At 40.7% G+C, this 15,261-nt stretch carries 8 protein-coding genes; 7 read left to right on the forward strand and 1 reads right to left on the reverse strand.

The window, feature by feature from the left end; genetic code table 11:
• The first annotated feature begins 140 nt into the window (after positions 1-140).
• Positions 141-1,136: a UDP-N-acetylmuramate dehydrogenase gene (murB, locus tag U2718_RS11205; protein WP_342003082.1), complete on the forward strand. Its 996-nt coding sequence runs from the start codon at positions 141-143 to the stop codon at positions 1,134-1,136.
• Between the two features lie 476 nt (positions 1,137-1,612).
• Positions 1,613-1,951 carry an inorganic diphosphatase gene (locus U2718_RS11210; RefSeq protein ID WP_342003081.1) on the forward strand — a complete coding sequence of 113 codons (339 nt, stop codon included), beginning with the start codon at positions 1,613-1,615 and terminating at the stop codon, positions 1,949-1,951.
• A 192-nt stretch (positions 1,952-2,143) separates the two neighbouring features.
• On the opposite strand, the gene hmpF is transcribed toward U2718_RS11210, so the two are convergent.
• Positions 2,144-3,895 (reverse strand): pilus motility taxis protein HmpF, encoded by a 1,752-nt coding sequence (hmpF, locus tag U2718_RS11215; RefSeq protein ID WP_342003080.1) that lies wholly within the window; start codon positions 3,893-3,895, stop codon positions 2,144-2,146.
• A gap of 570 nt (positions 3,896-4,465) precedes the next feature.
• On the opposite strand from hmpF, the gene U2718_RS11220 reads away from it, so the two are divergent.
• From U2718_RS11220 to U2718_RS11240, 5 genes are all read left to right on the forward strand, one after another.
• Positions 4,466-5,707: a response regulator gene (locus U2718_RS11220; RefSeq protein ID WP_342003079.1), complete on the forward strand. Its 1,242-nt coding sequence runs from the start codon at positions 4,466-4,468 to the stop codon at positions 5,705-5,707.
• 129 nt (positions 5,708-5,836) lie between these two features.
• A complete protein-coding gene (locus U2718_RS11225; protein ID WP_016876361.1) occupies positions 5,837-6,202 on the forward strand; it encodes a response regulator transcription factor in 366 nt (121 codons plus the stop codon).
• Positions 6,203-6,215: 13 nt separating this feature from the next.
• A complete protein-coding gene (locus U2718_RS11230; RefSeq protein WP_342003078.1) occupies positions 6,216-6,746 on the forward strand; it encodes a chemotaxis protein CheW in 531 nt (176 codons plus the stop codon).
• A gap of 16 nt (positions 6,747-6,762) precedes the next feature.
• Positions 6,763-9,678: a methyl-accepting chemotaxis protein gene (locus U2718_RS11235; protein ID WP_342003077.1), complete on the forward strand. Its 2,916-nt coding sequence runs from the start codon at positions 6,763-6,765 to the stop codon at positions 9,676-9,678.
• A gap of 95 nt (positions 9,679-9,773) precedes the next feature.
• A complete protein-coding gene (locus tag U2718_RS11240; RefSeq protein WP_342003076.1) occupies positions 9,774-15,080 on the forward strand; it encodes a response regulator in 5,307 nt (1,768 codons plus the stop codon).
• Positions 15,081-15,261 lie beyond the last annotated feature (181 nt).

Here is a 15,261-nt window from a genome sequence, read left to right on the forward strand (position 1 = left end):
TGCAAAAGGCACGATTTTTATAACATCCCAAAAATTTTTCTCGGCTTAGAGTTGCACAGTCTAGCAATGATTGCATTGCCTTAAAATATTACCGTGTTTTTACGGTTGATGAATGTCAAAATTACACTCATTTTGGTAATATGAAAAGCTCCCAGGCAGCTGTAGATGTCTGCTCTTATTCTGGTGTGACTACGATAAAGCAAGAAATTACTAGTTCAGACAGTAAAGAAATTTACTTGGAAAACGCAGGTTGTATAATTAAATCGCAAGTTTCTCTGTCGGGGTCTACTTCTTATAGAGTAGGTGGTCCTGCCGAGTGGTATGTTGCTCCCCGCAACGTAGAGGCATTACAAGCGAGTGTCAACTACGCAAAAGAACATGAGTTACCAGTAACTGTATTAGGAGCTGGTTCCAACTTGTTAGTTAGTGATCGCGGCATCCCAGGCTTGGTAATTGCTACCCGCCATCTACGTCACAGTCATTTTGATCCGGAAACAGGACGAGTTACTCTTGCCGCTGGAGAATCAATACCTAGTTTAGCATGGCAAGCAGCAGAACTCGGTTGGGAAGGGCTAGAGTGGGCTGTTGGTATTCCCGGAACTGTCGGTGGTGCAGTAGTCATGAATGCAGGAGCACACAATAGCTGCATCGCAGATATCCTAGTTAGTGCTCAAGTACTTTCTCCTGATGGTACGCTCTTAACACTAACTCGCGACCAATTAAATTACAGTTACCGCACTTCCATGCTGCAAGGTAGCGATCGCATAGTTACTCAAGCAACTTTTCAACTGCAACCAGGTGCAGATCCTGCACAAGTGATAGCAATTACCAAGCAACACAAACAACACCGATTATCAACTCAACCCTATCACCTACCAAGTTGTGGTAGTGTTTTCCGCAATCCCAAACCTTACGCAGCAGGTTGGTTAATTGAACAAACCGGTTTAAAAGGCTATCAAATTGGCAAAGCGCAAGTAGCTCAACGCCATGCTAATTTTATCGTCAACTGTGGCGGTGCCAGTGCTTGGGATATTTTTAATCTGATTCGTCATGTTCAATACCAAGTACAGGAAAATTGGTCGATTCTGTTAGAACCAGAAGTCAAAATGATCGGTGAGTTTTCATTAGCCTGTTGAAATTTGCAAATTACTAATTTAAAGTGAGCGTCAGCTGCTAGCTGGCGCTTTTGCTTATTTTGACTAAAACTAGGGTGCAAGGTGTAGGGGGGAAGACTAACATCTTGCACCTCGCCCCTAAAACGCCTAAAACTGAAGTACCTACGGGAAGCCGCCCACTCTCTCTTGAAGCCGTACCTACGCTCTTGCGCGTAGCGACTTTTGTTCCCCGTAGGGGTTCGGTGCAGGGTAAGTAGCTGTACCTACGCTCTTGCGCAAAGCGACTTCTGAAAGTAGCTGCTCCGTATCTACCGCGTCTACCGGGCGTCTACCAGGCTTAGAGTTTAAGTCAGTTAAAACTGACTGAAAACCTTACCTAGTCTGATTTATCAGACTTGAGCTTTCAGCCAAGAAATTCATTGCTTGGCGCACTAGAGCGTAGATGCAAGATCTTAAGAAGAAAAATTGTATTTGCGATCGCATGATATCAAATACAAATGGATACAAAAGTGTTTCTTGGTAAAGCTGTTGCTGTTATTGTTGATCGCCCAATGGGTAGTAGGCATCCGCAGCACGGATACATTTACCCCATAAATTATGGCTATATTCCCAATACTCTCGCTCCAGATGGGCAGGAAGTGGATGCTTACATCTTGGGTATATTTGAGCCTCTAAGCTACTTTGAAGGTGATTGTATCGCCATTATTAATCGTATTAATGATGTGGATGACAAGCTAATTGTTGTACCGCAAGGTAAAAACTACAGCAACGAACAAATCTTGGCTTTGACAGAGTTTCAAGAGCAGTTTTTTGTATCGGTGATCTTGCGCCCGTAGAGTCATTGAAGAAGAGCCATTAGCGATCGCTCCGCACGCCCATCTCTAGCTTTGGGTGTGATACTATTTCACAAAAACTCTGATACAAATACAAACTGTGTCCAGACGCGAAATATCACCTCTAGACAAAATTCATGTGTATCGTAATTAACGTGAAACAGTGTGACATCTGGGAAATGCTGCCAGGAATGCCTAAATTGAAGTTGCTGCTACCTGTGGTTGAGAAATCAAATCAACAAAAACTTGACGTATCTGGTTAATAACTTGGAGTTGATCGTCACCTGTTTGTTGGACTTCAGCAATGCCTTGCAACTTCTGCCGCAATCCATCAAGGGAATCCTGAATTGGTTGCAAAGCCTCTTGATATAAATTCACTCTGCCTGAACATTCCGCAGTGGCAGTTCGCAAGGATAACAAATCTTGCTCCATATTTTGCAGTTCTTGGCGCTTTGTCTGTTGCTGTTGAGTCTGCTGTTCTATTATTCCCTGGATTTGTTCAATACTAGCCTGCATCTGTTCAATTTTTCGTTCCCAGTTTTGCAGTGCTTCTGAGAGTCGTTGTCGCTGCTTTTCCAGCTGTAGCAGTATAGAATTGAAATCCAATTTTTCTTCTTGCAAGTAGGCGTAAACCTGTTCTTGCCGACTTAGCAGTACTGCTTTGTGTTGTTTGAGAAGCCCTTGAGAGTCAAGCAAATGGCGACGTTGTCCAACGAGTGTTTCGTTCAGCATTTGGTAGTGATCTTTCTCGTCTGCCAGTTCAGCCTCCAATGCACTCCGCTCAGTTTCGGATGCCTGGTTTATCTTTGTTTGTAGTTCTTCTATAGTTTCTTGCTTATCTTTAAATTCTTGTTCTTGTTCTTTCACAAAATTAAAGTCTATATTTAATTTTCCTTGCAAGTCCTGCACTGTCTTGTGCAATTCTTCCATAGGCATTTTTTCTAAAGCTGCCACATCCACTTCTTGGCTAGTAAATCCATCACCAGACATTGCTGCCAAAAATTGAATCTGCTGATATAGTTCTTCTTGATATCGCAATTGCTTTTTTAATTGATAAGCGTACTCTTGCTTGCAGTTTAGACTAGCTGTATTCAACCTTAACTGTTCTATTTGCTGTTCCAGAGAATTCTGGGCTTGTTGCCATTCATTTTGACGCTCAGGTAAAACTTGTGACAGGCGATCTAGTTCTGCTTGCTGTTCGCCAACCGCTATTTTTTGCTGCTCTAGTTTTTCCCAGTGAGAGTTGAGAAGGGACTGTTGCTTTTCCAGCATTTCAAATGCTAATTGCAGGTGTTCTCGCACTGTTTCTGTAGGAGCAACGCTGCCAGAGAGCCGATCTAGTAATTCATTAACTAGACGGCTTTGCTCTTCATTCAGCATCTTTCCCTGCTGTAAATTTGCTTGAGACTCCTCTAAGCGGCGCTGCTCACCCCGCAAATGTTCCCAAGCTCCTTCTAGTTCTTGACGGTTGCGCTCAATTTCTTCTCGCAACTTTTCCATTTCTGCACAGGATGTCTCAACTGCTTGTTTTTCTGTCTCCAAGCGTTGAAACTCATCTTCCATATTTTCTAATTGTTCCAAACGCGTCTCAATCTCCAATTCGCGACGATTAAGTTCTTGCGCTTGAAACGTCAGTGATTCTTTCCACTGATCAATTTCTTCTTCTTTGACTTTAATTTTTTCCAGTTGACGAGAAAAATTCTGCAAAATATTTACTAACGGACGCCCCGCCTCTTGAATCCGCTGCACTTGACGCTGAGGAGTCATTTCCACCAATATAAGGGCACCATCATTTAATTTACTAGCTTCCTCAGCAGCGATTACATCTTCTGATACGGTACTCCAACTTTGGTCTGTTCGCTGACAAGCTAACAGTTTTAGTTCTGTTTTGCCAGCGCCAGTAAGTAAACTGCCTTTCTGTTTTTGTACTTCTGCTAAATACAGCACACCCTTAATCCTTCTGATGGACTTATATATCAGTGTTTTTTTATACGAAAATAATTGCGGTAAGCTGCCTTGTTTAAAATTTAAGCTAGGGGGAAACAAGGCAGGCAAAATTTTCTATAGACGAGAAATTCACGTCTTCAGATTTATACAACCAAATTGTCGCTTCTTTATATTTTCTACTGCTATCAGTTACACTGACTACCGTGTTATCACTCAGGTTATCTAGGAAGATTAAGGTCTCTCAAAAACAGAAAATAGTTTGGATTAATTGATTGCCTTGTCGAAAATAGGGGCTAAGAGCTAGTATAAAAATTTTCTCTAATTTATCAACTCTTAGTTCGCTACATCTGTTGAAAGGACAGGAAAACAACAGGACAAAACTAAAAAATCTAGACTACACACATTATTCCTTAATTCACATCTTGCATCATTCCCAACACTCTAAAGGTGGGAGATCACAAAGCTTTGTTGCCAGGTTGAAACTGGTAACGAGAACTAGAGCCTCTGGTTCTCTAAATATAAGTTCTACAAATAAAACTGACAAAATTAAAGGGAGCATTTTTTCGCTAAATGCAAGGAAATTTAAATGAAATTGATATTCGTAGTATTCTGCAATTGATTGAGTTGGGACAACGCACTGGGCAACTATTTGTAGAAACCCATAGTGATTACAAATGTTCCGGGCTATGTGTAGATGAGACAGACAGACATAATGATTGTAGCGATCGCCACTGCTGGTTCATTTTTTTTCTCAACGGTCAAATTATTTATGCAGCTAATGGCGATAACAGTCTATCGCGTTTGAGTGATTATTTGCGCCATTATCAAATTCAAGTACAGCTTGATGAACGAGAAGTAGAGCACTTAAAAACTTTAAATGCACTCGAATATGCATACTTATGGATGTTGCTAGAGCAAAATATCCTCAATCCAATCCAAGCTCGCAGTATTATCCACAGCTTGGTGTATGAGACTCTCTTCGATCTACTGAATTTACAGCAAGGTAACTTTATTTTTGAGGTGAGTTCAGCACTGGCTCCCCAATTAACTACTCTAGAGATTGCTCCTGCATTGACTGAGATGATCAAGCAGGTGCAAAGTTGGAAGTTACTATATCCTCATATTCAAACTCCCGATCAAATTCCCGTCATTGCTGACATAGTGAATCTACGCAACTCACTACCAGCCGTGACTATAAATAAGCTACAGCATTGGGCAGATGGTAAAACTTCCTTGCGTCAATTAGCTCGCTATCTAAATCGAGATCTTGTGACACTAGCTAAAGCTATACATCCTTACATCCAACAAGGTTGGGTACAATTACTGACAAACAAATCCAAAAAAACACTCGATTTAGAGGAAAACCGCAAGCGATGCATATTATGTATTGATGATGCGATCACTATCTGTACGGTAGTAAAAAGTATTTTAAGTAACCTAGATTATGAAGTAATTACTCAGAGTAATCCCTTAGAAGCACTTAGTCTAATTTTTAAGCTCAAACCTGATCTAATTTTGTGTGATATTACCATGCCAGATTTAAATGGGTATGAAATTTGTGCTATGTTGCGCCATTCTCAAGCATTTCGGCAAGTACCAATCATTATGCTTACCGCCAAAGAGGGGTTTTTTGACCGAGTCAAAGCAAAAATGGTGGGAGCAACCGATTATTTAACAAAGCCATTTGGGAATAATGAATTGGTTATCTTAGTGGAGAAATATTTATCACCCTTTTGTATTAAAAGTAACAAAAGAGATACACCACTTGTTGATTCAGTAAAAGATAGAGTAAAAATATTATCACAGAATTAGTCAACATTAGAGTTCAGTTTGGGAAACTTAAGTAGTGTGAATAAAGTGATTTTTTACATTAAATGCTTGCGGTAAATTCGGAGATGTTCCAAGTCGGAACCCTTACATCAGGAGGTAGATTAGGCATTTATGAGTACAGTTCTGATTGTGGAAGACAGTATTGCCCAAAGGGAGATGATCACAGACCTCCTGAAAGCAAGTGGCTTAACAGTAACCCATGCCAGTGACGGATTAGAAGCGTTGGAAGCAATTCAAACTGCTCCGCCTGATTTAGTGGTATTGGATATCGTTATGCCTCGAATGAATGGCTATGAGGTATGCCGTCGATTAAAATCCGATCCCAAAACCCAAAATGTTCCCGTGGTGATGTGCTCTTCTAAAGGAGAAGAATTTGATCGCTATTGGGGGATGAAGCAAGGTGCGGATGCCTACATAGCCAAACCATTCCAACCAACAGAATTGGTGGGAACAGTCAAACAACTGCTGCGAGGATAAGGATGAGTATAAGATGATGAGCAAGCCGGACTTTTTAGGGGGCAGTGGACAAGATCACTTTCGTCCTGAATTACAAGTAGAAAGTCCTGAAGGTGAACTACACCTGCGATTTTTCATTCCTTCGCATCAGGAGTTTGCACTATTAGCTACAGGCATTCGTGAGGTAATTGAACTCAGTCCTGACAAAATTACCCCGATTCCTAATGCTTCTCCTTTACTTTTGGGTACTCTAAATTTACGAGGTCGAGTAATTTGGGTGGCTGATTTGGGTCAATTTCTGGGAGGAACAACAGCATTAAACACTGATCGCGCAGAGATTCCGGTGATAGCAATTGAAGAGCAAGACACAATTGTGGGCTTGGCAGTAGAAGAAATTGGTGGTATGCACTGGCTTGATGTGCAGCATTTGATGGCACCAACTAATGTGCCGGATACTATGGCTCCTTTTTTGCGGGGAGAGTGGTTATTAGATGCTCATAAAAAAAAGTGTTTGCGACTGCTAGATCAAACGACAATTTTACGAAGTGCGCGCTGGGCGGGATGAAATAGGGAGGCAGGAAATGGCAGCGAGTGTAGATGATTACGCGCAGACATATCAACAGGCTCTAACAGCCTACGCGCAACAAAATTATGAAGAAGCAGCTACCCTCATTGATGAGGTGGTGCAAAATTTACCGCACGATCCTAATACTCATTTGCTGAGGGGTCACATTTACTATGTTTTGCAGCAGTATGATGTGGCAAAAGCGGAATATCAAGAGGTATTAAATTTAACTGAAGACCCAGAAATTGTTGGTTTTGCTAAAAATGGTCTAGAGCATATCGATCAATACCAACAGCAACCAGATATTGATTTTGAGATCAATAATCACTCTGAAGCAAATTTCTCTAACTTGTCTATTTCTGAGGAAGATGAGCAACAAGAATTAGAAGATTTGGCAGCAATAGGAGACTCTAGCGACCAAAACTTTGATTTTAGTGCTTTTGATCAGCAAGAGGTTCTGGAAGTGCCACAAGAGGATTCCTTAGATAGCAATCCATTTGATATACCTGTAGATATTAGTTTATTTGATACAACATTAGAGTCATCAGAAAATTCTGACGAAAATCCTTTTGCTTTCAGTTCCGAAGACGCAGAAGATTCACAGATAAACATTTGGAATAAACAAACTGAACTAAAATTCCCTGCTTTCTTAGAAGAAGATGTAGAAGATATATCTGTAGAATCAGAAAAAGACGCAGAAGAACCTAGCAATTTATTTGTAGATAGTGCAGATCCTGTTTTTGAAGATTCAGAATTTAACCAGGAGAATAATAAAGATTCTTTGCCATTTCTGTCAGAGGATTCCTTTTCTACACCTGAATTAGAAAATCAAGTAAATTTAGCTGAACAAACAGTTCCAAAACCAGTTGAACCGAATTCTAATTTTCTATTAAATCGGTTTGAGGATGAAACTTTACTGGTGCAAGAAGCAGGAACCAGTGGTGATTTATCAGAAATCAATAGTTTCGGTTACAGTAACCAAGAAAAATTCTCATCAACAACTTCAAACAGCACTTTCAATTTAGAAAACCAAAAATCTAACTCAAGCTCTGATGTAAAACAAAGTTATAGTTTTGAGGAAAATGACAGCTTTGATATAGAGGCATTTGAATCTGCCTTTGGATCGGAGACTTTTACAGATAGTGAAGACACAAGCAGCCTTTTAAATGGCAAATCTTCGCAAGGAAGCAATATAGAGTTTTTAGATGACTTTGATGACTTTGACGATCTAGGGAATATTCAAGCAGAGTTTGACTTTGTCGCAGACTCTAATTTGGGTGACTCTCAACTGCATTCTGGAGCGATCGCCCTAGATAGCAAAAATCACAGCAGAGGATTTGAAAACAACAAAAGTAGTCAAAAAAATCAGGCGACGGGCGGCAACACAGACAAGGATCGCGATGATGAACTATTTAGTATCACAGGTTCGCAAGAAGCAGTGCCAATTTTTACCCAAGGCAGTACTGCTAATATTGAACCCCAAGTCAGTGTTGAGCAAGGCTTATTAGCTCCCTTTGAAAATGCTCCGCTCACAACTAAGCAATGGATAATCGGTAGTACTGCGGGTATTGTTTCGGCGGTGGTTGTAGCTGCGGTTAGCTTTACCGCTACGACAATGTCTCCTCCCCAACAACGGGCATCACTGCGAAATACAGGCTGGGCAATGGCATTAGCAGCAGGAATTGCCAGTTTTGCAACAGCAGGTGTGATGGGCAATCTCAGCATCAGGCAATTGCGCCGCACTACCAAAGATTTACAAGCCCAATTTGACGCGGTACGGCAAGGAAATCTTAATGTCAAAGCTACCGTTTATTCACAAGATGAATTAGGACAGTTAGCGGCAGGCTTCAATGAAATGACTCGTGTAATTTTCACGACTACACATGAAGCTACACGCAAAGCTCAAGAACAGGAAGAAGCAAAAGAAAATTTGCAACGCCAAGTAATTCGCTTGCTGGATGATGTAGAAGGAGCTGCTAGAGGAGATTTGACTGTACAAGCCGAAGTGACTGCTGATGTGTTGGGAGCAGTTGCCGATGCTTTTAACCTGACTATTCAAAACTTGCGCGATATTGTGCAACAGGTAAAAGTAGCAGCACGGGAAGTTACTAAAGGAGCTACTAATTCCGAGACATTTGCAAGGGCATTATCTAGTGATGCCTTGCGGCAGGCAGAAGAGTTGGCAGTTACCTTAAATTCTGTGCAGGTAATGACTGATTCGATCCAAAGGGTAGCAGAAGCAGCGCGAGAAGCAGAAGCAGTCGCCCGCGATGCCAGCAGTATCGCTCTTAAAGGTGGGGAAGCAGTGGAAAATACCGTGGCAGGTATTTTAGAAATTCGGGAAACTGTAGCTGAGACTACTCGCAAAGTGAAGCGCTTGGCTGAATCCTCCCAAGAAATTTCTAAAATTGTGGCTTTGATTTCCCAGATTGCCTCCAGAACCAACTTGTTAGCACTCAATGCCAGTATTGAGGCGGCAAGGGCAGGGGAATCGGGCAGGGGTTTTGCAATTGTGGCGGATGAAGTACGCCAGTTAGCGGACAGATCGGCTAAATCACTCAAAGAAATAGAAGAAATTGTCCGCCAAATCCAGAGTGAAACTAGCTCGGTAATGACAGCAATGGAGGAAGGTACACAACAGGTAATTCAAGGAACCATCTTGGCAGAAGAAGCCAAGCGATCGCTCGAAAACATCATTCAAGTAGCGAATCGAATTGATATTCTCGTGCGCTCTATCACTACCGACACAGTCGAACAAACAGAAACCTCCCGTGCTGTCGCTCAGGTAATGCAATCAGTCGAACTAACAGCCCAAGAAACTTCCCAAGAAGCACAAAGGGTTTCTGGTGCTTTGCAAAACTTGGTGGGTGTTTCCCGTGATTTGATATCCTCCGTAGAACGTTTCCGAGTGGAAGCCTCCGAAACTAGGTAAATAATGAATGATGAATGATGAATGCTGAAACGTTCATCATTTCAAATTCAACATTTCATAATTCATACTTTATAATTCATAATTCATAATTTTCTATGCTGCCAGAACAACAACAGCGTATTCTAGGTTACTTTATTGAGGAAGCTAAAGAGCACCTGAATACAATTGAGCAGGGATTGCTAAATCTTCAAAGTACCATCAAAGATCCAGAAATGCTCAACGAAATCTTCCGAGCAGCTCACTCAATTAAAGGAGGGGCAGCGATGCTGGGTTTAAGTAGCATTCAGTTAACTGCTCACCGTTTGGAAGACTGTTTTAAAGTTTTAAAAGAGAATTCAGTTCAAGTCGATCAAAAACTTGAATCTTTATTTCTTGACGTATCTGATGCTCTCAAAGCACTGCTAGAAAATTTGCAAGGGCCATTTGGTTTAACAGAAGATACTGCTAATCAAATCATCTCCAAAGTAGAACCAACTTTTGGCAGGTTGAACGAACATTTAAATTTACTTGTACAACAAGAAAATAGTGGAGGAAAAACGACATATAACGATTGTTGGCAAAATCACCAAAACCTGGTGATGCAAACTTTGCGCGAGATGTTGCAGCTGTTCAAACAAGATTCTACACCAGAAACCCGAAATAGACTTCAGAACTGTTGCAAGAAATTAGCTGAACTAGGTACACAATTTAATTGCCAAAATTGGTCTAATTTGTGTGATGCGGCAGGCAGGGCGATCGCTACTCAAGAAAATACTTTTCTGAGTTTAGCGAAAATCATTATTACAGATATTAAAAAAGCCCTAGAACTTGCTTTAGCAGCAAAAGAACACGAAATTGCTATTAGTCAGCAACTAGAAGTATTAATTCCTCAAATAGTTGAATCTTTAGATGATGCTACTAATATTGGAAATGATAAGTCGGAACTGGAACTAGCATTATCTGCACAGACACCAGAAGAATTGTTATCTCCAAATGTTTTTGAGATAGCTAGTACTGACGAATTCATGACTTCAAAAACTGATGATTTCAGCGAATTTACTGCCGAATCTGAATTAATAGATTGTGAACCAGACGATAGTATTACTAGTCTATCTGAGCTATCTAACCATATTATCAGTAATACCGATGCTAATATAGACAATTTTGATGAATTTAATGCTGAACCACAGCTAATAGATTTTGACTTACAGGACTCTAGTACGAACTTACCTGAACTATCCTATCAATTTAATAGTGATGATGAAGACGAAGCTTCAATACATAGTAGCTTCGATACTAATGCTCACGGGCCAGAAGTAGGAGTTGCTGAACTGAGTACCCTTGCTCAATTATTTGAAAGAGAAACTCCTGATTTCAATGACAATTGGGATATTGAAGAGGAAATTATCGAATCTGATCCGATTAGTAACGAAGTAGAACTTAAAATTGATGATAGTGAAACAGAAGATATTAGTAACGATTTTGCAGAATTATTATCCTTAGAGGGTGAAAAAAATATTCAAGATCATCAGATCACAACTACTAAAGAAGATTTAACTTTGGTACAGTTATTTGGTGATGATTTTTTAGAAGAAGAAAATGTAAAACAACAAAATAAACTTACTAGTGAAAATCCACAAATTAATAACATACCATTTCCAAAAGAATTAAATTCATTAGCAATAGATACAGAAGATAATTTCGAGGAATTGTTTTCATTAAATGAGAATCAGAATTCCAGAGAAGAAAGTAATTCTGAAAATACGCTACAAACACAGGTAAATTGGAATTTAGACAATCTGTTTAACCAAGCAGAAGAAAATAGTAGCCTCAATTTAAAAATTGATGAATCTGAATTTGGTGATTTCTTTAATACAGTGTCTGCAACATCTCCCTTGTTTTCTCCTGTAGAAGAAGATCTGAATATATGGATACCAGAAGATACAGGTAAACAACAGCCGCCATTGCAAGCACCCCTTGAGCAAGATACGGCTAAAGCTTTAGAAGAGCTTCTGTTTGCAGCTACGGGTGCTAATGATATATTTGGCGATCGCCAAGAGTCTGCATCTGATGTAGGTGTAGAACCGGGAGATTTAGATATAGATTTATCCCAGGAACACCACTCAGATCTAAAACTTTCAGTTGATGATGGTAATGATTTATTTGAAGAGTTGGTAATCAATGACTCAATCACTGCGCTATCTGAAAGCGATCGCGAATTTTCTGACACACCAATTCAGATTTTCTCCCAACAACCAGAAGCTCTAGAATTATCTCCAGCATTTACTAACTTATCTACAGAAATTTCACAGATTGATTTATCACAGCCACCAGTTGAGCAGGAGCCTAGTTGGTTCGATGCCGTAGAAGAGGATAGCGATGAGAGTCTGGAAATTTTATTTGAAGATTCACCAGCACTTAATTTTCATGATTTACAGGCTGATAATACAGATTTTTCTATTGCCACGCCACAAGAGCAGTGGACTGACAATAAATTCTCCACAATTATTCAACCTGATCTCAATTTTACAGATGCTTCTGAATCCCAAGTATCGCAAGCATCCTCGGAGATTGCAGATATTGAGCCTAACACCAGCTTAGTAGATGTCTGGCAGTCAACTGAAACGATAGTTTTTGAGACTGAACAAGAAGCTAATGCTGCCACAGTTGATTTCAGCGAAGATATATCGGCAACAACAATTCCTCAAATCCAGGAAATAACTCAGGATGATGAGCATAGAGTAGTAGAAGAAGATATTGCTATTGCACCTACAGAATTGGTAGCAGTTGCCCTAGATTTTCCCAAGGCTTCAGAAATTGATGCTGGAGAAAATATACTTGCTGACTTCGATGAGTTACCCGAAGAAGAAGTTACATCAAATACTAGTGTTCAGTCTATCTCTGAGCAAGAATTTATCGGTTTCAATGAGTTGCTTAAAGAGGATGTTGCATCAAATATAAATATTGAAACTATCTCCAAGCAAGAATTTGTCGGTTTCAATGATTTGCTCGAAGAAGACGTTACAGCAAATACTAGTGTTCAGCCTATCTGTGAGCAAGAATTCATTGGTTTCAATGATTTGCTTAAAGAGGATGTTGCACCAAACATCGATGTCAAATCTGTTGAAAATCAAGAATTTGGCGATTTAGATGATTTACTTAAAGAGGATGTTGTACCAAACATCGATGTCAAATCTGTTGAAAATCAAGAATTTGGCGATTTAGATGATTTGCTTAAAGAAGATGTGGCATCAAACATCGATGTTGAATCTGTTGAAAATCAAGAATTTAGCGATTTAGAAGAATTGCTGGCTACAAATCAAGAGGAAGGTATAGCAGCCCAGCCTACTGCAACTAATTTTTCAAAAGCTACCACCAAACCTGCATCCTCTCCAGAAATTGACAATGAATTTAGGGATTTGGAGGGGATGGTAGGAGGAGCAGCACCTGGTGCAAGCAATTTGCCAGGTGGGCGTAACTCTGGTTGGAGTGCTTCCAGATTTGAACAGTTGATGAAAGTTCCGGTTAAACATCTGGATGATCTGAGCAATTTGGTTGGAGAATTGGTAGTTAACCGCAATACCCTAGAGCAAGATCAAGAACGTCTGCGTCAGTCGCTCGATAACTTACTGATTCAGGTGCATCAACTCTCGGATGTGGGAGCAAAAATGCAGGAATTGTATGAGCGATCGCTCTTAGAAGCTTCTCTGTTAGCCAGCCGTAAAAACAGTGGTTTTAGCCCGGCAGATACAGATCGAGGCTTTAGCGAATTGGAAATGGATCGCTTTACGCCTTTTCATATTCTGACTCAGGAAATCATTGAATTAATCGTGCGAGTACGCGAGTCGGCAAGTGATATTGACTTTGTGACAGAGGAAACCGAACGTGTAGCCCGGCAATTTCGGCAGGTAACAAGTCAACTGCAAGAGGGGCTGACAAGAGCGCGAATGGAGCCTTTTTCTCAAGCTACCGATCTGCTACCGCGAGGTGTGCGCGACAACTCCATTAAGTATGGTAAGCAAGTGGAACTAATCATTCAAGGTCGAGACACCTTGATTGACAAGATGATTTTAGAACATCTGAAGACACCACTTACACACTTGCTCAACAACGCGATCGCTCACGGTGTGGAAACACCAAAGGAACGGCAAGCCCAAGGCAAGCGAACTGTGGGAGTTATCACCCTCAATGCTTTTCATCAAGGCAACCAAACTGTAATTTCTGTTAGTGATGATGGTGCAGGTATAGATCCTGAACGGGTAAAAGCAAAGGCGATGAAGGTAAGCTTAATTACCCCAGCCCAAGCCAAAATCATGTCCCCGATAGAAGTTTACGATTTACTGTTCCAACCGGGTTTTAGCACCAAAGATCAAGCTGACGATCTCGCAGGTAGGGGTGTTGGTTTAGATGTAGTTCGCACCAAAATCAGTGAAATTAGAGGAACAATTACTATTGATTCAACTATAGGAAAGGGAACAACCTTTACTATTCGCCTGCCACTGACATTGAGTATTTGCAAAGCTCTCTGCTGCGTTTCTGATAAAGCCAGAATTGCCTTCCCTATGGATGGGGTAGAAGATACTCTGGATTTGCCTGTCAGAAATATTCAAGAAGGTGCCGATGGGCAAAAATTTATTTCTTGGCGCGATCGCGTACTGCCATTTAAACCCTTAAAAGAACTTTTAACCTTAAATCGTCAACTAAGTCGTGGCAACGTTTATGGCGGCAACCGAGACGATGACATGGTTTCTGTAATTGTTGTGCGATCGGCAACTACAATGGTTGCATTACAAGTCGATCAAGTACTGAGCGAACAAGAAATTGTAATCAAGCAATTTGAAGGCCCGGCACCTAAACCTGTTGGTGTAGCAGGTGCTACCGTACTTGGTGATGGTCGGATTATGCCCATTGCTGATGTCTTGGAAATTATTGACATCTTCCAAGGACGGACGGCTAAACAAAGTGCCGTTAGTATTCTAAATCAGAAAGGAACTCCCGATCAAATAGAAGTACCCGCTACTAAGATTGATCCCACAGTACTAATTATTGATGATTCAATTACAGTTAGAGAACTGCTGTCGTTGACCTTTAACAAGGCAGGTTATCGGGTAGAACAGGCACGTGATGGGCAAGAAGCATGGGATAAGCTTCGTTCTGGTTTACCTTGCGATCTCGTCTTCTGTGATATTGAAATGCCGCGCTGCGATGGTTTAGAGTTACTTTCTCGCATCCAAAAAGACTCAAATCTCAACCATCTGCCCATTGCCATGCTCACCTCAAGGGGTGCAGACAAACATCGACAAATGGCTATTTCCTTGGGAGCAAGTGGGTATTTCACCAAACCTTATTTGGAAGAGGCTCTACTGGAAGCAGCATCGCGGATGCTCAAAGGTGAGAAATTGATTAGTAGCACTAATGCTTAGTTTTGTTGATAGCTTTCAAATTCAGGTTAAGAAATTACATCACTCACCTTGGCATGGAGCCTAGATTGGAACAAAAACGGAAATCAGGGCTGAGAAGGTTTGATTTTCAGTAGATGGCAAATTCTTCGTCAATATCATTAAAAGATTTTTGTCTACATCATAGAAAATTTGCACTACATTT

It is taken from the genome of Chlorogloeopsis sp. ULAP02 (assembly GCF_038404745.2).
Classification (GTDB): domain Bacteria; phylum Cyanobacteriota; class Cyanobacteriia; order Cyanobacteriales; family Nostocaceae; genus Chlorogloeopsis.